General features: G+C 72.4%; 24 protein-coding genes. 8 read left to right on the plus strand and 16 right to left on the minus strand.

The window, feature by feature from the left end:
- Position 1: 1 nt before the first annotated feature.
- The 5 genes from QTQ03_RS19925 to QTQ03_RS19945 form a co-directional block, all read right to left on the minus strand.
- A complete protein-coding gene (locus tag QTQ03_RS19925; RefSeq protein WP_289279365.1) occupies positions 2–3,178 on the minus strand; it encodes a UvrD-helicase domain-containing protein in 3,177 nt (1,058 codons plus the stop codon).
- Between the two features lie 61 nt (positions 3,179–3,239).
- On the minus strand, positions 3,240–4,484 hold the full coding sequence (locus QTQ03_RS19930) for a metallophosphoesterase (RefSeq protein ID WP_289279366.1): 1,245 nt from the start codon (positions 4,482–4,484) through the stop codon (positions 3,240–3,242).
- Positions 4,485–4,498: 14 nt separating this feature from the next.
- Positions 4,499–4,798: a MoaD/ThiS family protein gene (locus QTQ03_RS19935; RefSeq protein WP_289279367.1), complete on the minus strand. Its 300-nt coding sequence runs from the start codon at positions 4,796–4,798 to the stop codon at positions 4,499–4,501.
- A gap of 1 nt (position 4,799) precedes the next feature.
- A complete protein-coding gene (moaA, locus tag QTQ03_RS19940; protein WP_289279368.1) occupies positions 4,800–5,813 on the minus strand; it encodes a GTP 3',8-cyclase MoaA in 1,014 nt (337 codons plus the stop codon).
- Entirely contained in the window at positions 5,810–6,724 is a 915-nt protein-coding gene (locus tag QTQ03_RS19945; protein ID WP_289279369.1) for a fructosamine kinase family protein, read from the minus strand. The genes moaA and QTQ03_RS19945 overlap by 4 nt, the downstream gene beginning before the upstream one ends.
- Before the next feature lie 201 nt (positions 6,725–6,925).
- Between QTQ03_RS19945 and QTQ03_RS19950 the strand changes: the two genes are divergently transcribed.
- Positions 6,926–8,110, plus strand: a complete 1,185-nt coding sequence (locus tag QTQ03_RS19950; RefSeq protein ID WP_289279370.1) for a DUF4192 domain-containing protein — start codon at positions 6,926–6,928, stop codon at positions 8,108–8,110.
- Here QTQ03_RS19950 and fdhD read toward each other — a convergent pair.
- Entirely contained in the window at positions 8,092–8,943 is an 852-nt protein-coding gene (fdhD, locus tag QTQ03_RS19955; RefSeq protein WP_289279371.1) for a formate dehydrogenase accessory sulfurtransferase FdhD, read from the minus strand. The two genes, QTQ03_RS19950 and fdhD, sit on opposite strands and share 19 nt — an antisense overlap.
- 317 nt (positions 8,944–9,260) lie before the next feature.
- Complete coding sequence (locus tag QTQ03_RS19960) at positions 9,261–10,403, minus strand: IS701 family transposase (protein WP_289279559.1); 1,143 nt, start codon at positions 10,401–10,403, stop codon at positions 9,261–9,263.
- 69 nt (positions 10,404–10,472) lie between these two features.
- Between QTQ03_RS19960 and mobA the strand changes: the two genes are divergently transcribed.
- The 3 genes from mobA (at position 10,473) to QTQ03_RS19975 (ending at position 12,591) form a co-directional block, all read left to right on the plus strand.
- Positions 10,473–11,105: a molybdenum cofactor guanylyltransferase gene (mobA, locus tag QTQ03_RS19965; RefSeq protein ID WP_289279372.1), complete on the plus strand. Its 633-nt coding sequence runs from the start codon at positions 10,473–10,475 to the stop codon at positions 11,103–11,105.
- Complete coding sequence (locus QTQ03_RS19970; RefSeq protein ID WP_289279373.1) at positions 11,102–11,371, plus strand: DUF6457 domain-containing protein; 270 nt, start codon at positions 11,102–11,104, stop codon at positions 11,369–11,371. The genes mobA and QTQ03_RS19970 overlap by 4 nt, the downstream gene beginning before the upstream one ends.
- A gap of 131 nt (positions 11,372–11,502) precedes the next feature.
- Positions 11,503–12,591: a T3SS (YopN, CesT) and YbjN peptide-binding chaperone 1 gene (locus QTQ03_RS19975; RefSeq protein ID WP_289279374.1), complete on the plus strand. Its 1,089-nt coding sequence runs from the start codon at positions 11,503–11,505 to the stop codon at positions 12,589–12,591.
- A 65-nt stretch (positions 12,592–12,656) separates the two neighbouring features.
- Here QTQ03_RS19975 and QTQ03_RS19980 read toward each other — a convergent pair whose 3' ends face one another.
- Entirely contained in the window at positions 12,657–14,543 is a 1,887-nt protein-coding gene (locus QTQ03_RS19980; protein WP_289279375.1) for a beta-propeller domain-containing protein, read from the minus strand.
- Between the two features lie 125 nt (positions 14,544–14,668).
- Entirely contained in the window at positions 14,669–15,127 is a 459-nt protein-coding gene (locus tag QTQ03_RS19985) for an Lrp/AsnC family transcriptional regulator (protein ID WP_289279376.1), read from the minus strand.
- A 59-nt stretch (positions 15,128–15,186) separates the two neighbouring features.
- Here QTQ03_RS19985 and ddaH point away from each other — a divergent pair, with 59 nt between their 5' ends.
- On the plus strand, positions 15,187–16,020 hold the full coding sequence (gene ddaH, locus QTQ03_RS19990; protein ID WP_353890602.1) for a dimethylargininase: 834 nt from the start codon (positions 15,187–15,189) through the stop codon (positions 16,018–16,020).
- Between the two features lie 60 nt (positions 16,021–16,080).
- Here ddaH and QTQ03_RS19995 read toward each other — a convergent pair whose 3' ends face one another.
- The gene (locus tag QTQ03_RS19995; RefSeq protein WP_289279377.1) at positions 16,081–17,286 is read right to left on the minus strand and encodes an ABC transporter substrate-binding protein; all 1,206 of its coding nucleotides are present in this window, start codon (positions 17,284–17,286) and stop codon (positions 16,081–16,083) included.
- Between the two features lie 74 nt (positions 17,287–17,360).
- A complete protein-coding gene (locus QTQ03_RS20000) occupies positions 17,361–18,158 on the minus strand; it encodes an alpha/beta hydrolase family protein (RefSeq protein WP_289279378.1) in 798 nt (265 codons plus the stop codon).
- Between the two features lie 90 nt (positions 18,159–18,248).
- Between QTQ03_RS20000 and QTQ03_RS20005 the strand changes: the two genes are divergently transcribed.
- On the plus strand, positions 18,249–18,842 hold the full coding sequence (locus QTQ03_RS20005) for a bacterial proteasome activator family protein (protein ID WP_289279379.1): 594 nt from the start codon (positions 18,249–18,251) through the stop codon (positions 18,840–18,842).
- A 30-nt stretch (positions 18,843–18,872) separates the two neighbouring features.
- Here the strand turns inward: QTQ03_RS20005 and QTQ03_RS20010 are convergent, their stop codons facing one another.
- The 3 genes from QTQ03_RS20010 to QTQ03_RS20020 all read right to left on the minus strand — a co-directional run bounded on the left by QTQ03_RS20010 (position 18,873) and on the right by QTQ03_RS20020 (position 21,503).
- The gene (locus QTQ03_RS20010; RefSeq protein ID WP_289279380.1) at positions 18,873–19,685 is read right to left on the minus strand and encodes an HAD family hydrolase; all 813 of its coding nucleotides are present in this window, start codon (positions 19,683–19,685) and stop codon (positions 18,873–18,875) included.
- Positions 19,685–20,506, minus strand: coding sequence for an HAD family hydrolase (locus tag QTQ03_RS20015; RefSeq protein ID WP_289279381.1), 822 nt, complete (start codon positions 20,504–20,506; stop codon positions 19,685–19,687). Before QTQ03_RS20015 ends, QTQ03_RS20010 begins: the two co-directional genes overlap by 1 nt.
- A gap of 277 nt (positions 20,507–20,783) precedes the next feature.
- Positions 20,784–21,503, minus strand: coding sequence for a hypothetical protein (locus QTQ03_RS20020; protein ID WP_289279382.1), 720 nt, complete (start codon positions 21,501–21,503; stop codon positions 20,784–20,786).
- Positions 21,504–21,804: 301 nt separating this feature from the next.
- On the opposite strand from QTQ03_RS20020, the gene QTQ03_RS20025 reads away from it, so the two are divergent.
- Both QTQ03_RS20025 and QTQ03_RS20030 read left to right on the plus strand, forming a co-directional pair.
- Positions 21,805–22,149 carry a metallopeptidase family protein gene (locus tag QTQ03_RS20025; RefSeq protein ID WP_289280910.1) on the plus strand — a complete coding sequence of 115 codons (345 nt, stop codon included), beginning with the start codon at positions 21,805–21,807 and terminating at the stop codon, positions 22,147–22,149.
- 82 nt (positions 22,150–22,231) lie between these two features.
- Entirely contained in the window at positions 22,232–22,954 is a 723-nt protein-coding gene (locus QTQ03_RS20030; protein WP_289279383.1) for an AIM24 family protein, read from the plus strand.
- Between the two features lie 126 nt (positions 22,955–23,080).
- On the opposite strand, the gene pheA is transcribed toward QTQ03_RS20030, so the two are convergent.
- Positions 23,081–24,037, minus strand: coding sequence for a prephenate dehydratase (gene pheA / locus QTQ03_RS20035; RefSeq protein WP_289279384.1), 957 nt, complete (start codon positions 24,035–24,037; stop codon positions 23,081–23,083).
- 9 nt (positions 24,038–24,046) lie between these two features.
- A complete protein-coding gene (locus QTQ03_RS20040) occupies positions 24,047–24,658 on the minus strand; it encodes a hypothetical protein (protein WP_502889790.1) in 612 nt (203 codons plus the stop codon).
- Positions 24,659–24,736 lie beyond the last annotated feature (78 nt).

Here is a 24,736-nt window from a genome sequence, read left to right on the forward strand (position 1 = left end):
GTCAGATCAGTCGGAGTTGGCGATCCCTGGGGCGTCGGGGTTCCGTCTCGCCGAGACGCTCGAGAAGGCACGGGTCGATCGCGTCGAGGAACGGCGACGGACGACAGTTCCACTCCGCGCCCTGCCGCACCCGCCGGGCGGCGTGGCTGACGAAGAGACGGTCCTGGGCCCTGGTCAGGCCGACGAAGAAGAGCCGCCGCTCCTCGGCGACCGCCTCCTCGTCGATCTCCGTCCCGGGCCAGCGCAACGGTAGTAGCCCATCCTCGGCGCCGACCAGGAAGACGACCGGGAACTCCAGCCCCTTGGCCGCGTGCAGTGTGAGCAGCGTGACCGCCTCGGCGCGCGGGTCGAGGGCATCCACCTCGGCGCCCGTGGCGAGATGGGAGAGGAACAGTTCGAGATCGTCACCGCAGCGCCGGGCCAGCGGGGCGAGCAGGTCGACCGCCACCCGGACGTCCTCCGGGCGGACCGTGCCCGAGCCGTCCAGGGTGGGCGTGGCGAACCGCTCGGCGACCACCTGGCCGGCGAGCTGGATCCGGGCCGGCAGGCCGCCCCCGAGACCGCTCGCATGCCGTAGCTCGTGGGCGACGGCGGCAACCCCGGGCCGGTCGCGCAGCCGGTCGTGCGAGCGCTTCTGCACCGGGATGTTGGCCCTGGACAGGGCGTCCACGATGGCTGCGGCCTGCGAGTCGGTCCGGTAGAGCACGGCGATGTCGGAGAAGGACAGCGTGGTCGCCCGCCCGTCGATCCGCCCCGAGTCCAGGGAACGGTGGGAGAGCCCACCGACCAACTCGTCCACCATCCGGACGACGAAGTCGGCCTCGTCCGCGACGGAGGTGGCGGCGTACCGCCCGACCAGCGGGGCCTCCGGGTCGAGCCGGGCCGGGTCCAGCCGGCGGCCCCGGACCAGCGACGACGGTGCGATCGCCTGCACGGCGGCGGCGAGGATCGGTGCCGATGAGCGGTAGTTGCGGTTCAGCCGCACCAGCCGGGCGTCGGTGAAGTCCTGGGAGAAGCGCAGGAAGTATCCGACGTCGGCACCCCGGAAGGAGTAGATCGCCTGGTCCGGGTCACCGATCGCGCAGAGGTTGCCGTCGGCCGGGCTGAGCAGCCGCAGCAGCTCGTACTGCACCTCGTCGACGTCCTGGTACTCGTCGACGAATATCCACTGCCATCGATCACGGTACGACTGTGCCAGCTTCCGGTCCGCCCGCAGCAACGTCAGTGGGAGAGTGAGCAGCTCATCCAGGTCGACGAGGTCCTGCTTGCGCAGCAGCGCCAGGTACGCGCCCTGGTCGTCGCCGGCCTCCACCCGAGCCGCAGCCCGATCCGCGTCGTCGGCGATCCGAAAGTCCGCCGGCAGGCCGGCGGCCCCGGCGTTCTCTCGCAGAATCTGGAGGCCCACCGAGTGGAAGGTACCGACCGTCACGTCCTCGGCGACGGGCCCGAGCAGGCCGTCCAGGCGGTGCCGCAGCTCCTCGGCGGCCCGCCGGGTGAACGTGATCGCCAAACAGCGCTCGGGGAAGACATTCAGCTCCGCGCACAGGTACGCGATCCGGTGGGTCAGCGTGCGGGTCTTACCGGTGCCGGGACCGGCCACGATCAGCAGTGGCCCGCCCGGCGCGGAGGCGGCCACCCGCTGCATCGCGTCCAGTCGGTCGAGCAGGCCGCTACCGACCTCCTCCATCCCGGACAGCATCGGCTCGAACGGCTCGTGCGGCGAGGGTGGTGGCGCGATCGGCGGCGCCGCGCGCATCGGCTCCGGCTTCGGCGCGGGCCGCCGGACCTTCGGCTTCGGTGCCGGCTCCGCGGCCCGCCGCTGCGTCGGCACCGGCACGTCGAACAGCGTCTCCTGTGTCGCCGGGGTGCCCCCGCCACTCAACTCGGCCGGGTCGAAGAGGGTGATGACACCGTACTCACCGTCGTAGCCGGGCACCCGACGGACCTCGCCCCGGCGCAGTCGGCCGATGCCCTCGGCGAGTAGCTCGCCACCGACCCGACCGATCTCGTCCAGCGGTGTTCGGGTGAGGATCTCCAGCTCCGGGCCGAGCGCCGCGACCAACTCGTTGAGCCGACCCTCGACCCGCTTCGACCGGGCGCCCACCCGGTTGAGCTCGCCGAGGATCTCGGTCAGTGGCACCAGGTGGGTGGCCTCGGGGGCGTCCGCCGGCCGGTGTCCCGCGGGACGGTCGGCCAGTTCCTCGACCCGGCTGAGGACGCCGACGGTCAGCGGCTTGCCACACTCCGGGCAGCGCCCGCCGGCCGCCCGGGTCCGCTCCGGCGACCAGTTGACCCCGCAGAGCCGGTGGCCGTCCGCGTGGTACTTCCCCTCCTCGGGAAAGAACTCGATCGTCCCGGCCAGCCCGTCACCGGTGCGGAGCGCCTCTCGGATGGCGAAGTAGTCCCGGCCTGACGTGAAGACCGTGGCCTCGCGGGCGAGCGCTGGCGGGGAGTGCGCGTCGGAATTCGACACCAGTCGGTAGCGGTCGAGGCTGCCGACCCGCCAGTTCATCTCCGGGTCGGAGGAGAGCCCGGTCTCCACCGCGAAGACGTGCTCGGCCAGGTCGGCGTAACAGTCGGCGATGGCGTCGAAACCGGACTTGGAGCCGAGCGCGGAGAACCAGGGCGTCCAGATGTGGGCCGGCACCAGGTACCCGTCCGGGCTCGCCTCCAGCGTGATCTCCAGCAGGTCCCGGGAGTCGAGACCGAGGATCGGCCGGCCGTCCGAGCCGAGGTTGCCGATCCGTCCGAGCGCGCCGTTGAACCGGGCCACCGCGTCGAGGTCCGGCAGGTAGACAAGGTGGTGCACCTTGCGCGTCCGGTCGTCGCGCTTGTAGATCGTGGAGATCTCGACGCTGAGCATGAACCGGACCGGGCTGGTCTCCGCCTCGCTGGAAAGCCGGGGCGGCAGCCGGCGGGCGATATCCCGTTCGGCCTCCGGACTCAGCCGGTGCAGGCCGGGCTCCGCCGGGTGCAGGGTCTCCCGGAGATGGTCGTGCCAGGCCGGATGGGTGAAGTCACCGGTGCCGAGTATGGCGATGCCCTTGCGCCGGGCCCACCAGACGAGATTCGGCAGCGTGAGGTCCCGGCTGCACGCGCGCGAGTACTTCGAGTGAATGTGCAGGTCCGCGACGAAGGGCGAGGGGCCACCGGGGGGCGCGGTGCTGATCGGAGGCACGCTGCATCCTGCCACGCCGGCCACGTCGTGCGCCCGCCGCCACGCTCGGGGGTGAGCTGCGCTATGCCGAGCGCAGCTCGACGAGGCTGATCTGTGGCTCGGCGCCGACCCGGACCGGGGGACCCCAGAACCCGGCGCCGTTGGTCACATACACCTTGGTGCCGTCGATCTCGCCGAGGCCGGAGACCACCGGCTGCTGGAGTCGGACCAGGTAGTTGAACGGCACCATCTGGCCGCCGTGGGTGTGGCCGGACAGTTGCAGGTCGACGCCGTGCTTCGCGGCCTCGAAAGCCGCGACCGGCTGGTGCGCGAGGAGCACCACCGGGCGGCTCGGGTCACGGTCGCCGAGCGCCGCCGCGTAGTCCGGGGGTGCCGCCACCCCGGTGCCGTCGGCCTCGGCGTCGTTGACCCCGGCCAGGTCGAGGACGCCGCCCCGGGTCGCGATCTCCACCCGCTGGTTCTGGAGGACCCGCAGGCCGAGCCGGTCCACCTCGGCGACCCACTCCTCGACGCCGGAGTAGTACTCGTGGTTGCCCGTCACGAAGTAGCTGCCGTACCGCGAGCGCAAGCCGCGCAGCGGCGCCGCCGCCTCGCCCAGCTCGGCGACCGAACCGTCGACCAGGTCGCCGACGACCGCGACGACGTCGGCGTCCAGTCGGTTGATGGCGGCGACGATCCGCTCGGTGTGCGCCCGACCGCGCAGCGGGCCGAGGTGGATGTCGGAGACCGTGGCGATGCGCAGTCCGTCCATGCTCCGAGGCAGCCTGGCGAGCGGAATCCGCACCCGGTCCAGCCGCGGTGGGCCGAAGGCGGTGTGGACGCCGTATCCGGTCAGGCCGGTGGCGGTGAGGCCGGCGAAGATCGCCGCCCCGCGGGCGAGCAGCAGCCGGCGGGTGGGGTCGTGGTCGGGCTGGCCGACGGCGGCCTCGGCTGGCGGGTCGGCTGGACCGGCGGCTCCCACGAGGACCGGCTCGGACTCGGCGGCCGCGGGTTCCACGGCGGCGATCCGACCGCGCAGCGCCAGCCGGGCCACCAGCATCGGAATCTCCAACGCCACCAGCAGGACCAGCAGATAGAACATGACCGCGAGCCAGAGGTAGCCCGGCCAGGCGAGCCAGTACGCCCCGGCCCGGGTCCCCACCATGGTGGCGGGGACGAGCAGCGCGAGTACCAGCATGGTGACCGAGCCGACCCGTCGCCACCGTCCCGGTGCGGTGGTGTCACGTACCAACCGCCTCCACAGGTACAAATGGATCAGGCCGGTGACCAGCGCCAGGGTGGCGACGAAGCCGAGAACTGCCAACAAGGTGTTGAGCCCCCTCAGCCGCCCGCGAAGGGCGGTAGGACGTCGATCGTGGCGCCCGCCGGCAGCGGTGCCCGACGATCATGACAGGTCACCCCGTCGACCAGGAAACTCGCCACCCGCAGCACCGTGGCGAGCTGCTCGCCGTGCCGGTCCGCAAGCTCGGTCAGGAGTTCGTCCAACGAGCGACCGGCGGAGGCGGGCTCCTCGGGCCGGCCGGCGGCGGCCCGCGCCCCAGCGAAGTAACGGACGGTCAGCGTCCCGACGGTGGCCTGGTCGGCTGGCCGGTCCACCGGCGGTCGTCGCAGGTCGGACACGTCAGCCTCCGATCGCGGACATCGGCCGGGCGGGTTGCCGGAAGGTCGGGCCGTCGATGCCGTGCCCGGCCCGCTTGCCCCACATCGCGGCGCGCCAGCGACGGGCCAGTTCGTCGTCGTCCGCGCCGGCCCGCAACGCGCCCCGCAGATCCGACTCCTCGCTGGCGAAGAGGCAGTTCCGGACCTGGCCGTCGGCGGTGAGCCGGGTGCGGTCGCAATCGCCGCAGAAGGGCCGGGTGACGCTGGCGATCACACCCACCCGGGACGGGCCGCCGTCGACCAGCCACGTCTCCGCCGGTGCCGGGCCGCGCTCGGCCGGGTCTGGGCTCAGGTCGTACGCGGCTCGCAGCGTGGCGAGGATCTCGTCGGCGGTGACCATGGTCGACCGGACCCAGCCGTGCTGGGCGTCGATCGGCATCTGTTCGATGAACCGCAGCTCGTATCCGTGGTCGAGGGCGAACCGGAGCAGTGCCGGAGCCTCGTCGTCGTTGACGCCGCGCATCAGGACTGCGTTGATCTTGACAGGCGTGAGCCCGGCCGCCGTCGCGCCGGCCAGCCCGGCGAGTACGGCCTTGAGCCGGTCCCGCCGGGTGAGCCTGGTGAACCGCTCCCGGTTCAGTGTGTCGAGGGAGACGTTCACCCGGTCCAGCCCGCCGGCACGCAGGGCGGGCGCCAGCCGGTCCAGTCCGATGCCGTTGGTGGTCAGCGAGATCCGTGGCCGGGGACGCATGGCGGCGACCGTGGTGACGATGCCGACCAAACCGGGCCGGATCATCGGCTCGCCGCCGGTGAACCGCACCTCGGTCACCCCGAGCCGGCTCACCGCGACCCGGATCAGCCGGAGCACCTCGTCGTCGTCGAGCAACTGCGGCCCCCCCAGCCAGGGCAAACCCTCGGCCGGCATGCAGTACGTGCAACGCAGGTTGCACTTGTCGGTCAGCGAGACCCGCAGGTCCCGGGCGACGCGGCCGTACCGGTCAACGAGGACGCCGTCGGTCGGCCAGTCGACACTCACCCGTCGACGGTAGCGCGGCCGGATCCGCTCAGGGCGGCTTGGGCGGTGGCGGCGACCGTATCGCGGTACGCGGTACCGAACAGCGCGGTATGCACCAGCACCAGATGGAGCTGGTGCAGCGGGACCCGCTCCCGCCAGCCGTCGGCCAGCGGCCAGACCTCGTCGTAGGCGGCGAGGATCCGGTCCAGGTGGGGAGCGCCGCCGAAGAGCGCGAGCTGGGCGAGGTCGGTCTCCCGGTGGCCCCCGTGCGCCGCCGGGTCGACCAGCCACCCCCGGTTGTCGGCGCCCCACAGCAGGTTGCCTGGCCAGAGGTCGCCGTGGATCCGGGCCGGCGGTTCGTCGCCGCCCAGTTGCTCGAGCCGGGCCGCGACCCGCTCCACCAGGGCCTGCTCGGTCGGGCCCAACGCGCCGTTGTCGACCGACATCCGCAGGTACGGCACCAGTCGACGCTCGGCGAACCAGCGCGACCACGGGCCCGTGTCCGGCGTGTTCGCCGCCGGCAGCGCGCCGATGAACCCGGGCCACTCGGCGCCGAAGGCGGGCGCGCCGGAACGGTGCAGCGCGGCCAGTTCCCGACCGAACCGCTCGGCCGCCTCCCGGCTCGGTTCACCGGGGTCGACCCACTCCAGTGCCAGCAGATTGGGCAGCGCCACGATCACCTCGGGTACGGCGACCGCACCGGCCTCCCGCAGCCAGCGCAGCCCGGTCGCCTCGGTGGTGAAGAGATGCTCGGGTCGTGGCCGTCCGGTCGCCTCGGGCCAGGTCTTGGCGAACACCGAATGCCCGTCGTCGAGGGTGAGACGCGATGCGGTGCAGATGTCACCCCCGGCGACCGGCGTTTCCCGGACCCGTTGGTGGGTCAAGAAGGTCGGCAGGTGTTCCGGATGCGCCCGCAGATACGCCAGGTCCATGTCTTCGGACGGTAGCGGGTTCCCGCCCGACCCGAGGACGGCTGGAGATGCCGCCGTGGCGCGGCGGATCCTTCTGTACGTCCGTTCGCGGTCGGTGCGGGTACGTTCCTGAGCTGCGAGGTTACGGTAAGTGGTTGTGGATGAGCCGCGTGTCGTCCACAGGGGCGGACGGGAGGTGGTCGCAGGGCGCAGGCTGCCGACATGACCTCGACCGACATCCCTCGACTCTCCGTCCGGTCCCCGGGCGATTTGATCGCCGCTGTGCCGTACCTCCTCGGATTCCACCCCGTCGACAGCGTGGTCGTCGTGGCCATGAGCGGAAACCGGATCACCTTCGCCGCCCGGTGCGACCTGTCGGATCTGACGGAGTCAGCCCAATCGGCGCGGCGGCCGGTCGATTCCGCCGAGCGCCCCCTGCCCGAGGCCGAACCCGCCGAACCGGCCAAGTGTCCGGCCGAGCCGGGCACCCGGTACGTTCGCGAGTCCGCCCAGCGTGGCCGGCACTCGGTCGAGGCGGCCGATCCGGCGCGTCACCTGGCGGCGGTGGTCGCCCGGCAGACCGTCGACCGTGCCACGGTCCTTGGCTACGGCCCCCCGCCCCGGGTGACCCCCGCCGTCGACGTGGTCCGCATGGCGCTCGCCGACGTCGGAATCCCCGTGCTCGACGCGTTGCGGGTCACCGACGGACGGTACTGGTCATACCTCTGCGCCGAGCCGCGGTGCTGCCCACCCGACGGCATCCCGTACGACACCGGGTCGAGTGAGATCACCGCCGCCGCTGTTCTCGCCGGTCAGGTCGCGTTGCCCGACCGGGCCGCTCTCGTCGCGCGGGTCGCGCCGGTCGCGGGGCCGGATCGGGTCGCCGTAGGGCAGGCCGCGGAGCGGGCCGGGCAGCGGTTCGCCGACCTGGTCGACGCGGCGTCTCCCGCCGACGTGCTCGGTGGGTGGGCGGTACGCACGGCTGGACGGGCGGCGCTGCGGGCCGCCCTTCGCCGGCACCGCCGGGGCGAGCGACTGGACGACGACGAACTGGCCTGGCTGAGCGTTCTGCTGACCGATCCGACCGTTCGAGACCACGCCTGGGAACGCACCGACGGTCGGGACACCGACATCGCGCTCTGGACCGACGTCCTGCGCCGCACCCAGCCGGAACTCGTCGCCGCACCCGGTTCGTTGTTGGCGTTCGCCGCCTGGCGGGCAGGCCAGGGTGCACTGGCCGCAGTGGCGCTGGAACGGGTGCTCACCCTGCATCCCGACTACCCGCTCGCGCTGCTCCTGGACGACCTGCTCCGGCGTGGAGTGCCTCCGTCGCGCCTCGACGGGTGGCCGGCGGTGCGGGTGCCGGGACAGGTGCGCCGCCGCGCCGATCAGGTGGTGATGCGGTAGGGGTGGGCGTAGACGTTCATCCTGCGCCCGCGCAGGAAGCCCACCAGGGTGATCCCCGCCTCGGCGGCCAGGTCGGCGGCGAGCGTGCTGGGCGCGGAGACCGCCGCCAGCAGCGGTATTCCGGCCATCCACGCCTTCTGGGTCAACTCGAAGCTCGCCCGCCCACTGACCAGCAGCACGTGCCCGACCAGCGGCAGTCGCCGCTGCCGAACCGCCCAGCCGACCACCTTGTCGACGGCGTTGTGCCGGCCGACATCCTCGCGGAGGGCCACCAGTTCGCCGTCCGCACCGAACAGCCCGGCCGCGTGCAGGCCACCGGTACGGTCAAAGGCGTGCTGCGCCGCCCGCAGCCGTTCCGGCAGATCAGCCAGGACCGTCGCGGGCACCCGCAGCGGATCGTGGATCACACCGAAGCGCGACCGGGTCCGCACGGCGTCGATGCTCGCCTTGCCGCACACGCCGCAGGAACTGGTCGTGTAGAAGTTACGGGCCGGGTCGACGGTTGGCTCCGGTACGTCGGGCGCGAGCACGACGTCCACCACGTTGTACGTGTTGGGGGCCTCCGCCCCGGCGCAGAGCTGCGCGGTGCGTACGTCGTCGGCAGACCTGATCAACCCTTCGGTGAGCAGGAAGCCGACCGCCAGGTCCAGGTCGTCACCGGGGGTGCGCATGGTGACCGCGAGCGGGCGCCGCCGCCCGGGACCGGCCGGGCCCACCCGGATCTCCAACGGTTCCTCCACGGCGAGAGTGTCCCGGCGCTGGACCGAGGTGCGGTCGTCCGCCGCGTCGAGGTCGATCCGCAGCACCCCACGCCGATCAGTCGCCCGTCCCATCCCACCATCCTGCACCGCACGGCCACGGTGATCCACTCCACTTCGCGGAAGTCGGGAGTGGTCGACCCGAGGTCGCCGCACGGCGGTGTCCGATCGAGTCCGGGCACGGCAATGCCGGCAGTCGGCTACCCCGCCCAAGGGCCTAATACTGCAACGGCGGGTCGTGACTTATGGCGGTTTGAGTCGTTTGCGGTAGTGGGCGGCTCGGGCTTGTTCCTGGCGGCGACGGCGGAAGTCGGACCAGCGCAGGATGTGGTCGGCTCGACGGCGGGTGGTCAGGACGAGGTGGGCGAACAGGCGGCGGATTTCGTTGCTGCTCAGCGGGATCTGGCTGCGCTCGTTTGCGGTGGTGCCCCCTTTGCGGCTTCGAGGGCGCGGGTGACGACGAGGAACGCGGCGGCGGCCATCGCGAGGGTGATGTGGGCGTACCAGGCGTCGTAGCGGCGGACCTGGTACTGGTCCAGGCCGACCTCGTTCTTCGCGGTCTGGAACGATTCCTCCACCGACCAACGGCTACCGGCGACCCGCACCAGGTCGCGTAGTCGGGTGCCGCGGGGGCCGAAGCAGACGTAGTAGGCGATGTCGCCGGGATCCGTGATCGAGCGTCGGGCCAGGACCCAGCCGCGGCGGCCGTGGGCAAAGGTGCGGCGGATCGGCAGCCGAGCCCAGTCGTAGCGGCGCGGCCCGTGCGCGCCGTCACCACACGACAGTCGTTGCCACGCGCCCGCACGCACCCTGCCGATCAGCTCGTCGACACCGGTGGTGGTGTGCAGCCCGGAGGGCACCCGATCGTCGCGTCGGGTGGCCATCACGTACGCGATGTCCCGATCCTCCAACCAGCCCCGCAGGCCAGGGTTCTGCCCGTAGGCCTCATCGGCCGTGAACCACGAAAACGGCACCCCCGCGGTGACCGCCCGCTCCAGCATGGCCTGCGCCTGCTGCGGCTTGGTCGCGAACCCGACGGCGTCCGGGATCGCCGAGCGCCGGCACCGGTCCCGATCACCGGTCCACGACTTCGGCAGGTACAACTCCCGATCGATCAACGCCCGACCCCGCGGCGTGGCGTAGCACAGGAACGTGCCGATCTGGCAGTTCTCGGTCTTGCCCGCCGTACCCGAATACTGCCGTTGGACCCCCGCCGACGCACGGCCCTTCTTGACGAACCCCGTCTCGTCAGCGATGAGCACCCCGGCCGCATCGCCGATCTGGTCCACCACGTAATCGCGCACGTCATCGCGGACCGCGTCCCGGTCCCACGCCGCGCTGCACAGCATGCCCTGCAACCCGTCCGGCGACACATGCCCAGCCTGCTCCGCGAGGGTCCAGCCGTTACGCCGCTCCAACGGTGCCAGTAGCCCCCGCACATACGCCCATGCCCGCCGCCGCGGCTCCACCCGCTCAAACCGATGCGCGAACCGGAAGAACAACTCCTCCAACCCGGCATCCCACGACCCGACCACCCGCGCATCCACCACAACCAACCAACGAATGATCAGCACCCGAAGCTACGACCCGCCGTTGCAGTACTAATGACCTCCCAGCGGCGCGGACACGTCATCTACCGTGACCGGGTGAGCGGGTACGCAGCGGTGCTGCTGGCCGGCGGATCGGCCCGGCGGATGGGCGGCCTCGACAAGCCGGCCCGCCCGGTCGGCGGACGACCGATGCGGGACTGGGTGCTGACCGCGGTCGCCGACGCTGATCCGCGGATCCTGGTCGGCCCGGCGGCCGGCGTGCCCGCCGGGGTGCGGGTCACCCGGGAGGAGCCGCCCGGCGGCGGTCCGGTCGCCGCCACCGCGGCCGGCCTGGCCCTGCTGCCCGTGGACGCGACCGTGGTGGCCTTGCTCGCCGCCGACCTGCCCCTGCTCACTCGCGTCGCGGTCGGCGTGTTGCTGCATCACCTGGACGTCGGAGTGGACGGAGCCTGCTTCGTCGACGACACCGGCCGGCGGCAGACCCTCTGCGGGGCGTGGCGGGTCGCCGCCCTGCGCGACGCGTTGGACCGGTTGGCCACCGAGCGACCCCTCGCCGGTGCACCGCTGCGGGCGTCGCTGCGCGGGCTGCTGGTGCGGGAGGTGCCGTGGCGCGGGGACGGGCCGCCGCCGTGGTTCGACTGCGACACTGACGAGGACGTACGCCGGGCGGAGGAGTGGGCACGATGAGTGTGATGGACGACTGGGTGACGGCGGCCTGCGCGGAGCTCGGCCTCGACCCTGTCCAGGTGCCGGTGCCCACTGTGCTTGACCTGGCGAGGGACGTGGCCCACCAGGTCCTGCGGCCCGGTGCCCCCGTTACCGCGTACCTCCTGGGGCTCGCGGTCGGCGGCGGAGCTGACCTCGCCGGTGCCGCGGCCCGGCTCCGCGACCTGGCCGCGACCTGGCCGGTGGAGTTGGGCGCGGAGGGCCCCGGCGACAATCCGCCCGCCTGACCGGTCAACCATCGACGCCGAGGCGACCCGGGGGCATGCCGTTCAGCGACGTCCTTCTGTCCGATCCCGGTCGGCCCTGATTCCCGCTCCTGGTGCCGTGGGTAGGGTGACCTTGACGGATGGAGGCGATCATGACGGCGGACCACCCCCCGACGCCGGCCGGCAGTCCGCCGGAGCAGCACGAGTCGGTTCTGCTCGACGAGCCGACCACGGCCGATCTGCGGGCGAAGGTGACGCAGGCGTGGCGGGAGTTCGCCCGCGCGCTGGCCCAGCGGCTGGGGACGCTGCCAGCCGGGGCGCACGTCGAACTGACCCTCGACCCGACCGCCTCCGGCACCGGCGACGCCGTCTACTCGATCGGCATCGACATCGGGCCCGACGGAAAGGTCGTCGCGCGGGCGGTGGGCAACGCCGGCCTGCCCCCCGGGTACCGGCTGGACCGGGCGGCCGTCGCGGACATGGTGGCGCTCGGCTGGTCGCCGCCCGGCGTCGTCGAGGGCTCCGGTGAGCAGTTCGGTCTGGACGCCACCGTGAGCGAGGTGACCAAGCTCACGGCGCTGTTCTCCCGTACGCTGCGGGATGTCTACGGCGCACCGCACCCCGCCTTCCTCGTGTATCTGATCCACGACGCCGCAGGGGGGTCGCTGGACGTCCCGCCGCTGGGCACCGCGCGCAGCGAGTTCGGCGTGGACCGCGACGTCGAGGCCGACCTGGAGGAGGCGCTGGAGGCCGCCGCCGAACCGGCCGCCGCCGACGTGCTGGGGTTGGCCGAGCGGGTTCGCACGGTTGTCTCCACGATGCTCAAGTCGGACTCGGAGCGGCTCCAGGTCGACTCGGACGGGGACATCAACATCCGGGCGGGCTCCGCGATGGTGTTCGTCCGGGTCCGGGACAACCCGCCGCTGGTGGACGTCTTCTCCCCGGTGTTGACCGAGGTCGAGCCGACCGAGCGGCTGTATGTGAAGCTCTCCGAGCTGACGAACCGGATGCCGATCGGCCGGCTGTACTGCGCCGACGACACGGTCTGGGCTTCCATCCCGGTTCTCGGCCGCGACTTCCAGGCCACCCACCTCATGCTCGCCGTGCAGGTGATGACGGGCCTCGCGGACGAGCTGGACGACCGACTGCATGGTGAGTTCGGCGGGAAGCGCTTCTTCGGCGAGGGCGACAAGCCGGTCCGGCGGGACGAGGGCGAGCACCGCACCGGCATGTACCTGTGACGGTGGGAAGGGCCCGGAACCCCCGGACCCCCGGACGACCGGGCCCTCCCACCGGGAGCGGAGGGTCAGGCCGAGGGCAGCCAGGCGAGGCTCCGTGTGGTGACTGGGTCGTTGGCCTGCAGGCCCGCCTCCGACACGGTCCAGAGCACGCCGTCGACGAGCAGCGACCGGCTTACGGCATGCGACGGATGGGTCACCCGGCCCAGCTCGGTGATCTTCTCGGCGGAGACCCGGAGCAGGCGTACACCCTCGTCGACCGGAACGGCGACCAGCCCGGTTTCCGGGTCGTGCAGGAAGGCGTGCGGGTCGTGTTCGGCGGACGACCATGCGCCGGGCAGGTGCCAGCGGTCCAGCCGGGTCGGCCCGGCCGGGTCGCGGACGTCGAAGAGCGACACCTGGACGCCCTGCACCCGCCCCCTTCGGTCGGCCTCCTGACCGACGCCGAGCAGCCGGCCCTCGGCGATCGGGTGGAGGTACGCGGAGTACCCGGTGATCTTCAGCTCTCCGGTCACCCGGGGCGTGGCGTGGTCGGTGAGGTCGAGAGCGTAGAGCGGGTCGGTCTGCCGGAAGGTCACCACGTACGCGGTGCCGCCGAGGTAGCGCACCGACCAGATCCGCTCGCCCCGGCCCAGGCCGGTGACGGTGCCGACCGGCACCAGCGCGTTGCCCTCCCGGCGTAGCACATGCACGCCGGACTCGGAGGTGCGCTCGTCGACGCCGGTGGTGGTGGCGGCCCGCAGGTGCCCCGCCCACTCCGACAGGGCGTACTGGTTGACGAGCCAGCCGGGCACCGAGCCGGCGGCCACGTAGCGGGGGCGACCGGTGACGCCGGTGTCGAACTGGTAGATGTCGGTGACGGGCCCGCCGGTCGGTCGCAGGCCGGGGCGTGCCGGTCGAGCGCCGTGTGCGATGCGCTGCCCGGCCAGGTACAGCGCCGTGCCGGTGCCGTAAACGGTGTCCGCGTCGGCGGCCACGCTGACCGGATCACCGTCGGCGAGCCGGTCTGCGGTGAGGTCGAAGCTGAGCACGGTCAGCACCGAGGAGCCGGTGCCGGTGGCCGGGCGGCTCAGTCGGTCGCAGCCGACCCGTCCGGCCCGCCGTTCCGGGCCGGCCGTCCACTCGTATGCCGGGAGCCACGCGTCGATTCCGGCGGCGGCGACGGCGGCCATGTTGGCGGTGGTCCGGGCCGCCTCGTCGGCGCCGGGCAGGTCGGGGAAGGTCACCCGGGCGCCGGACCGGACCACCACCCGTGCGGTGGCGCCCGTCTGGCGGGCGTCGACGGTGCGGCCCTGGACCTGGTACGTCCCGAGCACGCGGGGTGCGCCGGCCAGGTCGACCAGGACGAGCCGGGTGCCGGCGGGCGCGACGGCGGGGAGACGATCGGTGGCCACGGGCGTCCGTGGTCGGGGCAGTGTCACCACGTCGGTGAGCACGAGCGCGTGGTCACCGTGTAGCAGCAGATCGTGCTGCGCCCAACGGAGGTCGGCGTGGTCGCGGGCGAGGTCGAGTCGACCGGTGATCCGTCGCGTGGCGGGGTCGGCGACGCGGAGCACCCCGCCGGTGACCGTGACGATCCGTCGTCCGTCGGTCTTCACCAGGTCCGGCTCGTCGACGCCGCGCTCGTGGACGTTGGTCGTGGAGTGCTGCGGCGCGGCGGCGGTGTCCTGCGGCGCTCCGGCGGCCTGCGGCATGTCCTCGATCGCACGGCGGGCCGGCTGGGTCGTCTCGTCGTCGGCGAAGCCCCATGGGCGGACGTGTGCGGCGGTTGCGGCCCGTAGCTCGGCCAGCGCGTCGGCGCAGGAATCGAAGGAGACCAGCCGGACCGGAGCGACCGGCCCGGCCGGTGTCGGCGGTGGTGCGACTCCCGGCGCCGCGGGCAGCGCGGCGCTGCCCGCGAGCAGGGTGAGGGCGAGCAGGGTGCCTGCGACGATGGTCTGCCGTGCCGGTGTCATGCCCACTCGGACGCCCCGCGAGCCCCCCGGGGTTCCAAGGGGTTCCGTTGTTGACGCATTCGGTCGTGGGTGCATGCATTCGGTAGGGAAGGCCCCGCGGTTGCGCCCGGCCGGTGCCAGCCCGGTCAGCCGGCCGACGGACCGACGCCGGGGGACTCCACCAGCCGGGAGAGCACGATGGTGCTGCGGGTCGAGGTGACGAACGGCTCCGCCCGCAGCCGTTCCAGCGCCGCCTCCAGGTGGGCGATGTCGGCGGCGCGCAGGTGGACGAGGGCATCTGCCTCGCCGGACACGGTGTACGCGCCGACCACCTCGGGATGTCGGCGCGAGGCGACTCCGATCTGGGCGGGGGTGGTGCGACCGACGCAGAACAGCTCCACGAAGGCCTCGGTGGTCCACCCGACGGCGGCCGGGTCGACGACGGCCGTGAATCCCCGGATGACACCGGCCGCGCGGAGCCGGTCGACCCGTCGTTTGACCGCCGGAGCGGAGAGCGACACCCGTTGGCCGATGTCGGCGTACGAGGCTCGGGCGTCGGCGACGAGCAGCGCAATAATTCGCTGGTCTACCGCGTCGATCTGCAACGTTCCGCCTCCGGCAAGCAATGGTTGTGGCTGTTAGCGACGATCCACGGTACCTACCCTTGGTCACCGTGAACCAGCAGCGAGTGCCACGAAAGCGGACATATCTCATGTGCTCGCCTGAGTACTTCGCGGTCGAGTACGCGATCAACCCGTGGATGGACGTCACCACCACGGTCGACGTGGGGTTGGCGGTCAAGCAGTGGGACCGGCTGCGTGAGACTCTGGTGGGGCTCGGCCACGAGGTGTACCAGCTGCCCCCCGAGCCGGGCCTGCCCGACATGGTGTTCGCGGCCAACGGCGCGATCGTCGTCGACGGCGCGGTGTACGGGGCACAGTTCAAGCACGAGCAGCGGACCGCCGAGGCTGCCGCCCACCGGGCCTTCTACCAGGCGCAGGGCTGGCGGTTCATCGCCCCGACCGTGACCAACGAGGGTGAGGGCGACTTCGCGTACCTGCCGGAGGCACACGGCGGCCTGGTCCTCGCCGGATACGGTTTCCGCACCGAACCGGCCGCGCACGCCGAGGCCCAGGAGGCGCTCAGCCGTCCGGTGGTCTCGCTGCACCTGGTCGATCCCCGCTTCTACCACCTGGACGTGGCGCTCGCCTCGATCGACGACACCAACATCGTCTACTACCCGGGAGCCTTCTCCACCGCCAGCCAGAAGGTGCTCGCCCAGCTGTTTCCGTACGCGGTCCTCGCCGACGACGCCGACGCGCTCGCCTTCGGCCTGAACCTGGTCAGCGACGGATGCAACGTCGTCCTCAACAGCGCGGCGACCGGGTTGGCCGGCAAGCTGAAAGCCACCGGTTACCAGCCGGTGCCGGTCGAGCTTGCCGAGCTCAGGAAGGGGGGCGGCAGCGTGAAGTGCTGCGTCGCGGAGCTACGGCGCTAACCCACCCGACGGGTGGGCCGCCTCTCCGAGCAGGCCGGCCCGTGGCGATCCCGGGGCCGCTCAGCCGAGCGTGGCCAGCTCGGTGATGAGAACGTTGGACAGGACCTGGCCGTCCATCTGGACCTCGCGGAGGTACCACTTCTGCTGCGGGGTGCGTGGCTGGTTGAACTGCCACGCACCCCGCGGGCTGTCGATTTGACCGATCCTGCCGAGCGCGAGATTCACCTGTTGCGGGGTGGGCGTCTCGCCGGCGATCCGGATCGCCTGGTCGAGCACCTGCCCGGCATCGTACGACGCCATGGCGTAGGTGGTCGGCGAGATGCCGTGCTTCTTGCGGTACGTCGACGCGAAGAGGCGGTTCGCCGCGTTGTTGATGTCGGCGGAGTAGTTCAGCGCGGTCTGGATGCCCAGCGCGTTCTCCGGCGTGCTGCGGAAGCTTTTCAGTACCTCCCCCTCGGTGAGGAAGCCGGGTGCGTAGACGCGGCCGGTGAACCCGGCGCCGCGTAGCTGTTTGATGAACTCGACCGCCGGCTGGCCGTGATAGAAGCAGAAGATCGCGTCGGGCTTGCGGCCGAGCGCCTTCTTGATGTCCTGGTCGTAGGCACTCTTGCCCGGGGCGCCGGTGTGGTTCGCGGTCCAGGTTACCGGGTCCTCGATCCGGGAGTCGGACGCGCCGAACTCCTGCCGGAAGCCCCGCAGCACGTCCTGGCTGGCCGGGGCTTCCGGCATGATGATCGCCAGACGCGTCGACCTCGAAAGGCGGTTCCGCAGGTAGCGGCCCATTGCCCGGGCGGCCTCGTCCAGTACGTACGACGTCCGCCAGATGTAGACGACGCTCTGCAGGCTGGTCGGCGAGGCGTTGGAACCGACCAGCGGTACCCGGGCCTGTTCGACGGTGTCCCGGACGCCGAGCATGACGTCCGTGCCGGCCACCCCGGTGAGGGCCAGCACGCCCTGCTTCAGCAGCTCGTCGACGGCGGCCTTGCCGGACTTCACGGTGTCGCCCTCGTCGGCGATGAGCAGCTCGGTGGGGTGGCCGCCCAGCCGCCCCTCGTTCAGCTCGAGGAAGAGCTGGAACCCATTGATCATTTCCTCGCCGATGGCCTTGAGGCCGCCGGCCTGCGGCGCGACGAGCCCGATTTTGATCGGCCCCAGCTCCGGGTCGGATCTGGTGTCGGTGGCGCCGGTGCCGCATCCGGCCACGAGTCCGGCCGTACCGGCGGCGGCCAGCAGTTGAACGACTCGCCTGCGGTTCATCTGCGACACCAGGTTCCTCCAGAAGCGCACCGGGCGGTTCTGCCCTCCGGCGTTCTACCTGCTTCGCGACGCTCCGTCAATGCTTAATGATCTTCACGCAGCGACCGCAACGCAGTGGCAACATCCGGCCAGGCCGCCGACTCGGGGTCAATGAGACCGAAGTGTTCGCAAAAGGGCAGTTCAATGAGGCGGATGTCGCTCCCGGCGGCCTGTGCCGCAGTGACGAACTCCCGGCTCATCCCCACCGGCACCTGTCGGTCGAGCGTGCCATGCATGACTACGATCCGTGATCGCATGGGCACCAGCCTTCGTGGATCACAGGCCGCGTACCGGTCCGGCACGTCGGCCGGGCCGCCGCCGAGCAGCGCCGCCACCGCACCGGAGTCCAGGCCCAGCCGGTACGCCGCGGCGAGGTCCGACACCGGCGCCAGGGCCAGCACCGCAGCGACGGTGGCCGGTGCGGTCGCCGCCGCGTACAGGGCGAGGTGCCCGCCGGCCGAGTGACCGACGAGGATCGGCGGGCCGGTGGTCACCTGGCCGGGCATCGCCTCGGCCGCCAGGTGCGGCAACGCGGTCACCCCGGCCAGGACGTCGGTCAGGGTCCCGGGCCAGCCGCCGCCGGGCTGCCCGGTCCGGCGGTACTCCAACTGCGCCACCGGGTGGCCGAGCGCGGCGAGCGCGCTCGACATGGGTCCGGTGTGCCGCCGGTCGTACGTCGCCCGCCAGAAGCCGCCGTGCACCACGACCACCAACGGCCGGGCCGGTCCGGTGCCGGCCGGTCGGCGCAGGTCCGCGACCTGGTCCGGGTGGTCGCCGTAGGCGACGGTGACCTCCGGGGCCGGCGCGGGGCGGCTGAGTACGGCACGCGGATCGCTGGGCACGTCCGCGACGGTAGCGTGTCGCGGGCCACGATTCGCCGACGGTGGCTCCCCGAGGCGCATCCGCGGACGCAGCTGGGTAAAGATGGTCCCATGACCGAAGCGCACTCCGCTGGACAGAACGACGAGCCGGGCCGGGACGGCACCGGTCACTCCGGCACCGTGGTGGTGGTCGGGCCCGACGGCCGACCGGTCGGCACGGTGCAGACCGAGGAGGGGCAGGGCGAGGACCCGGCCCGTCTGGTCGAGCAGCCGGCCAAGGTGATGCGGATCGGCAGCATGATCAAGCAGCTGTTGGAGGAGGTCAAGGCCGCGCCGCTGGACGATGCCAGCCGGCAGCGCATGCGGGAGATCCACGAGCGGTCGATCGTCGAGCTCAAGGAGGGGCTCGCCCCCGAGCTGCGTGAGGAGTTGGAGCGCATCTCGCTGCCGTTCACCGAGCAGAAGGCACCCAGCGAGGGTGAGCTGCGGATCGCGCACGCGCAGCTCGTGGGCTGGCTGGAGGGGCTGTTCCACGGCATCCAGGCGGCCCTGGTCGCTCAGCAGATGGCGGCACGGGTGCAGCTGGAACAGATGCGCTCCGGCCGGCACGCGCTGCCCAGCGGGCCGGGCGGGATAGCCCCGGGGATGCCCGGCCTGGGCCAGCCGTCGAACGGAGAGGGGCACGGCACCGGGCAGTACCTCTGAGCGCTGAGCGGCTGGCCGTGGGCCGGCCGCTCAGCCCAGCCCGAAGACCTGCTCCAGGTACGCCGCCACCCCGTCGGCGGTGTTCGCAGCGGTAACCTCGTCGGCGATATCCAGTACGGCGCGGTGCGCGTTGGCGACCGCGACGCCCCGGCCGGCCCAGGTGAGCATCGGTACGTCGTTGGGCATGTCGCCGAAGGCCAGCACGCCGATGGCGTCGATCTCGCGCCTGGAGCAGTACCAGGCCAGGCCGGCCGCCTTGGTCACGCCAGCCGCGGAGATCTCGACCAGCCCCGAGTACGACGAGTGTGTTGCCTCCGCCAGCCCCGCCAGCGCCCCGGCGACCAGCGCGACGAACGCGTCCGGGTCCTGCGTCCCGGCGCGGGCCAACAGCTTGACCGCAGGCGCCGCGAGTAGCTCCTCCGGGGTCTCGACCGCCCGGATCGCGCCGTGGTCGGCGTCCCAGCGCAGCGGGTAGTGCGTCTCGTGCCGCATCTCCCGACTGTCGACGATCTCCACTGCGAAACTGACCCCGGGCACCTCGGCACGGAGCCGCCGGGCCACCTCGGCGAGTAGCTCGGGGGCGAGCGGGTCGGCGCGGAGCACCTCGTCCGCCGCCGGGTCGTAGACCACGGCGCCGTTGGCGCAGATCGCCGGCAACGGCTCGGCCAGCTGGTCGTACACCAGCTTGAGCCAGCGGATGGGGCGGCCGGTGACCAGCACGACCGGCGTACCCCGCGCGGAGATCCGGGCCAGCACCTCGGCGGTACGCGGACTCAACGTCCAGTCGTCGCGGAGCAGTGTGCCGTCGATGTCCGTGGCGACCAGCCGGGGTGCCTCTCCCATCAGCGGGAGAGTAGTCGATCGAGGTAGACCGCCACCCCGTCGTCGTCGTTGCGCAGGGTGGTCTCGTCAGCGGCGGCCCGGACCGCCGGGTGGGCGTTGGCGACCGCCACCCGCGCCCACCCGGCCCAGGAGAACATCGGCAGGTCGTTGGGCTGATCGCCGAAGACGAGCACCTCTGCAGGGTCGACGCCGAGCCGCTCCGCCACCACGGTGAGCCCGGTCGCCTTGTCGACGCCGGGCGGGCAGATCTCCACGAAGCCGAGCCCGGCCTGGGTGAGGGTCGCGACCTGCGGCGAGACGATCTGTCGGGCCACCTCGAGCAGTTCGTCGACGTGGTGGTCCGCGGTTCGGGCGAACGCCTTGATCACATCGATGGAGAGACACTCGGTGCGGCTGCGCGCCTCGAATCGGTCCTGGTACGGCCAGCCTGGGTGGTAGTCGCCCCAGAGCGGCGCGTCGTGCTCGTCCGACGCCTCCACCATCACGGTCAGCGGCCCGACCTCGGCCTCCAACGCGGCCAACAGCTCGGCCAGGACGGCGCCGGAGAGGCGCTCGTCGCGCAGCACCACCGGCCCGGCCGGATCGCTCTGGTCGACGACCCGGCCGCCACCGGCCATCACCAGAAAGTCCGCGGCGCGGATGTCGTTGCGGGTCAGCTCCGTCAGGCGGGGGCCGCGACCGGTCGCGCCGATCACCGGGATGCCGGCGGCCCGCACCCGGTCGAGCACCCCGTGGGTGTACGCGGAGACGGTCTCGTCGCTTCGGACGAGCGTGCCGTCCAAGTCGGTGGCGATCAGCTTGGGCAGGCCCGGGCGGGTCATCGCTCCTCCTTCGCCCGCCGCCGTCGCGGCCAGCCGTTCCGGTCGTGTGACCCGGCATGACGGCGGGCAGCAACCGTACCTCGCGCAACGGGTCGCAACCATGGCGATCAGACGAATCCGGTGCCAACGGGGAACGACGTGCCTGTGGTGACCGAAGGTGCCAGGTCGGCGGCGAGCGGCAGGCCGGCGGCGGTGGCTGCCGAACGCGGCGCCGGCGGGGACACGACGTGCGTGACGCCACCCTGGGATACCCGGCCCTGGCGCCGCCCGTCCAGGCTCAGGCCGGCGGTTCCGGGCGGGCGAACGGGACGGCTGGCCCGACGGTGAGGTCGGCGGGGGGCGGCAGGGCGTCGTCCGGGTCGGCCCGCCGGGAGCGGCTCCGCCGGACCGGCGGGACCGGCTCCCCGCCCTGCGCCTCGGCGTCGGGTGCGGCGGCCGTCGGGATGATCAGCAGCGCCGCCCCGAAGAACACGCAGGCCAGGAACGCGGTGACCAGACCGCGGCCGTACCCGATCTCCAACCCGGCCTGCTCGCCGTAGTAGACGGCGCGTGGATCACTGTCGGCCACCGTCGTGGCGGCGGCGGCCAGCATGGTCAGCAACGCCCCGGCCAGGGCCAGGCCGCCGACGCGAGCGTTCGGCCGGACGACCCCGGTGCCACGTAGCGCGAGTGCGACGGCCGCGACGAGTGCGAGCAGGCCGGCCAGGTACGCGGCGCCGAAGCCACCAACGTCCGAGACTCCCTCGGGGACCCGGATCTGTTGGCCACTGGGCCCGGCGTTGGGGAAGGTCAGCAGCACCCACTCCCCGATCAGGGACGCCAGGCCGGCGGCCGCGCCGAGGCCGGCGAAAGCGAGCGGCAGGTGCCGGTCCCGGGCGAGTCCGGCGAGCAGCCGCCGGGGCCGGCCGGACGGCCGCTGATCCACTCCGCCCCACTCCACGACGGCGGTGCCGTCGGACCGGTCGTCCTGCCGGGGGATGGGGAGATCCTGGGACATCGGGACACCCTTCCGCGCTGAACGCCCGTCCCGTCAGGGCTGGTCGGTGCGGGTCGGGACAGGCGCCGAGGCCTGAGCAGAATCATGACACAGCCGACGGTCGGGCGGGCGGCGCCCGACCCGCCCGGCCGCGCCCACACCGTACGTTTGCGCGTCGCAGGTTCGGGTGACGAGCCGCGGATGCACGGGAAGAGCCGCCACGGCGGCGGACGGCGGCCTCGTCCCGCGACGTGTGCCCTGCCGGCTCGGCGTGCGGGATCTTGAGTTGCGGCGGGGCGCGGGCAGAATGGGCGGTGTGGCCGTGGAGATGAGTCAGGAACGGTTCGAGGAACTGGTCGGCGACGCGCTGGACGAGGTGCCGGAGAAACTGCTCGCCCTGATGAGCAACGTGGTCATCCTGGTCGAGGACGACCCGCCCCCCGGGGAGCAGCTGCTCGGCCTGTATGAGGGGCACGCGCTGACCGGCCGGGGCTGGGACTACTCGGGTGTCCTGCCGGACCGCATCCTCATCTACCGCAATCCGATCCTGCGTATCTGCGACAGTGAGGACGACGTTGTGGACGAGGTCGCCGTCACCGTGGTGCACGAGATCGCCCACCACTTCGGCATCGACGACGACCGCCTGCACGAGCTGGGCTGGGGCTGAACCTCCGGTCAGCCGATGGCCGCTGTTGTGCCGCTGACCTACCGTCGGGCCCAAGGCACCGCGAACTGTAGGAGGCACGTCCATGCGCAGCGAGCTCTTCTCCTCGGAGAACCTGGAGAGGGAGTCCGCACAGCCCGGTATGCGGCTGCAGAACTCCAAGATGCTCAAGATCGAACTCAGTGGCGAGGCGATGGCCCGGGTCGGCTCGATGGTCGCCTATCAGGGGCACGTTGAGTTCCAGGCGCTCGGCTCCGGCGGGCTCGGCACGTTCCTCAAGCAGAAGCTCACCGGCGAGGGCGTCCCGCTGATGAAGGTCACCGGTCAGGGCGATGTCTTCCTGGCCGACCTCGCCAAGGACGTGCACATCATCGAGTTGGAGCCCGGTGACGCGCTCTCGATCAACGGCTCCAGCGTGCTCGCCTTCGACTCCACCCTCCAGTACGACATCCGCATGGTCGGCGGTGCCGGCGTGGCGTCGTCGTCCGGTCTGTTCAACTGCGTCTTCTCCGGCCACGGCCGGATCGCTGTCACGACCCAGGGCACCCCGGTCGTCCTCAACGTTGACGCCCCGACCTACGTGGACCCGCAGGCCGCTGTCTGCTGGTCGGCCAACCTGCAGACCGGCTACCACCGGGCCGAGCAGTTGGGCCTGGGCACGCTGCTCGGGCGGCGCACGGGAGAGGCGTTCACGATGAGCTTCGCCGGCCAGGGTTTCGTGGTCGTCCAGCCCTCCGAGGAGCCGCCAGTCATGGGCAGCGGCGCCCGGGAACAGCAGGGCGGCATCCTGGGCGGCCTGCTCAGCTGACCGTATTCCATCCCCATCGATCCCGGGCCGGTCGGCGCTCGTTCATGCTGCTGGTCGCGCCATTGATCGCCTTGACCTGCGGACGACGACCAGCAGCCCTGGTGACCCGCGGGTGGGTGAGGTGGATCAGGCGAGGTCACCGGCGCGGAGGCGGGCGAGCCAGGCTGCGGCGTCGGCGTAGTCGGTGTCGGTGAGCCCCGCTGGTGCTGGGACCGGCCGGTCACCTGTCGCCTCGTGCCACCGCTGCCGCGGGTACGACCCGAGGAAGCGAACGTCCGCGCAGACCCGGCGCAGCCCCTGCAGCGCCTCGCCGAGGCGTACGTCGGCCACGTGGCCGGTGCAGTCGAGGAAGAACACGTACCGACCGAGTGCCTCACCGGTCGGGCGGGACTCGATCCGGGTCAGGTTGACCCCGCGTACGGCCAGTTCCATCAGCACGGACAGCAGCGCTCCCACCCGGTCGTGCGCGATGTACACCGCCAGCGAGGTCACGTCGTCCCCGGTCGGCGGTGGGGGTGGTCCAGGCCGGGTAACCAGCGCGAACCGGGTCACCGCGTCCGGGTGGTCAGCGATCTTGTCGGCCAGCACCTCGAGCCGGTGCCGGGCCGCGCCGATCGGGGCGCAGATCGCCGCGTCGTACTCGCCGCGCGCGGCGCCGGCCGCCGCCGCGCCGTTGGAGAGCACGTCTACCACCGTGGCGTCGGGCAGATGCGCGTGCAGCCAGTTCCGGCACTGGGTGGACGCCTGCGGGTGGGCGGCGATGCTGCGGACCGTCGCGAGCTGCGTACCGGGGCGGGCGCCGAGCACGAACTCCACCGGCAGGATCACCTCGCGGGTGATCACCAGCGGCTCCCCCTCGGCCAACTCGTCGAGGGTCACCCCGACCGCGCCGCCGATCGAGTTCTCCAGCGGCACGAGCGCCGCCTCCGCCTCTCCGGCTCGTACGGCCTCCAGCGCCTCGCCCACACTGCGGGAGGGGATTCGGCTGGCCCGCTCGGCGGCGGGGATGGCACGCAACGCCTGTTCGGCGAAGGTGCCCTCGGGCCCGAGGTAGACGAAGCGGCTCGGCGGTGTTCCCGGCATGGCGACAGCCTACGCACCCGCGTCGGCCCCGCACGCCAACGTCCGGATGCCGAGCGGGGCGGCGACTCGCACCTCCGCCGTGCAGACGTCCGTGCCGGCGGTGACGAGGCGCGGTGCGGCTGCCGACCCGCGACTGACCACCTGGAGCGGTTCGTACCCGGTCACGTCGAGGACCGTGTAGTGCCAGTCGGCGGCGCAGAGCGGCCCGCTCCGTACCCGGACGCGGGCGTCCGGGGGGAGCACGTCGCGGTTGCGTACCAGGGCGGTCACCCGCTGGCCGGTCGGGCCGGCCGGGCAGGCGACGGCGACCTGGCCGGCCGGGGAGGTCGGCCCGGGGTCGGGCGGTCCGGGGAGCCGGCTCACCGGCGGGCTGGGGACAGCGGTGGGGGTCCCGGCGGCACCCGGCGTGGCGGTCCGGGCGGCCGGGGTGGGCGTGGGTCCCCGGAGTTCCGGTGGGGTGCCGCAACCCGCTGCCGATACGACGGCCAGCACCACCACCGCGGTGGTCCGGCGCAGTCGGGACGGCGGCCAGGTGGCGGTGCGGCGGGGCGTGGTGGGCGGCACGGACCGATCCTCAAGACTTCGGTTCGAATCGTTGTAGCCGGGGCGGGCCGTGCTCATCGTAGGAGGATCCGACGGTTGCGAAAAGGTGGAGGCCGGTATCGACGTCGCCGGGGCGGCCACCCCGGGCCTGGACGT

Origin of the sequence: Micromonospora sp. WMMA1363, assembly GCF_030345795.1 — a bacterium.
Lineage (GTDB): Bacteria > Actinomycetota > Actinomycetes > Mycobacteriales > Micromonosporaceae > Micromonospora.

Coding starts and splice junctions, on each gene's coding strand:
- QTQ03_RS19945 (WP_289279369.1), bottom strand. CDS start 6,724: ATGGACCTGGCGTATCTGCGGGCGCATCCGGAACACCTGCCGACCTTC.
- QTQ03_RS19950 (WP_289279370.1), top strand. CDS start 6,926: ATGACCTCGACCGACATCCCTCGACTCTCCGTCCGGTCCCCGGGCGAT.
- fdhD (WP_289279371.1), bottom strand. CDS start 8,943: ATGGGACGGGCGACTGATCGGCGTGGGGTGCTGCGGATCGACCTCGAC.
- mobA (WP_289279372.1), top strand. CDS start 10,473: ATGACCTCCCAGCGGCGCGGACACGTCATCTACCGTGACCGGGTGAGC.
- QTQ03_RS19970 (WP_289279373.1), top strand. CDS start 11,102: ATGAGTGTGATGGACGACTGGGTGACGGCGGCCTGCGCGGAGCTCGGC.
- QTQ03_RS19975 (WP_289279374.1), top strand. CDS start 11,503: ATGACGGCGGACCACCCCCCGACGCCGGCCGGCAGTCCGCCGGAGCAG.
- QTQ03_RS19980 (WP_289279375.1), bottom strand. CDS start 14,543: ATGACACCGGCACGGCAGACCATCGTCGCAGGCACCCTGCTCGCCCTC.
- QTQ03_RS20005 (WP_289279379.1), top strand. CDS start 18,249: ATGACCGAAGCGCACTCCGCTGGACAGAACGACGAGCCGGGCCGGGAC.
- QTQ03_RS20010 (WP_289279380.1), bottom strand. CDS start 19,685: ATGGGAGAGGCACCCCGGCTGGTCGCCACGGACATCGACGGCACACTG.
- QTQ03_RS20015 (WP_289279381.1), bottom strand. CDS start 20,506: ATGACCCGCCCGGGCCTGCCCAAGCTGATCGCCACCGACTTGGACGGC.
- QTQ03_RS20020 (WP_289279382.1), bottom strand. CDS start 21,503: ATGTCCCAGGATCTCCCCATCCCCCGGCAGGACGACCGGTCCGACGGC.
- QTQ03_RS20030 (WP_289279383.1), top strand. CDS start 22,232: ATGCGCAGCGAGCTCTTCTCCTCGGAGAACCTGGAGAGGGAGTCCGCA.
- pheA (WP_289279384.1), bottom strand. CDS start 24,037: ATGCCGGGAACACCGCCGAGCCGCTTCGTCTACCTCGGGCCCGAGGGC.
- QTQ03_RS20040 (WP_502889790.1), bottom strand. CDS start 24,658: ATGAGCACGGCCCGCCCCGGCTACAACGATTCGAACCGAAGTCTTGAG.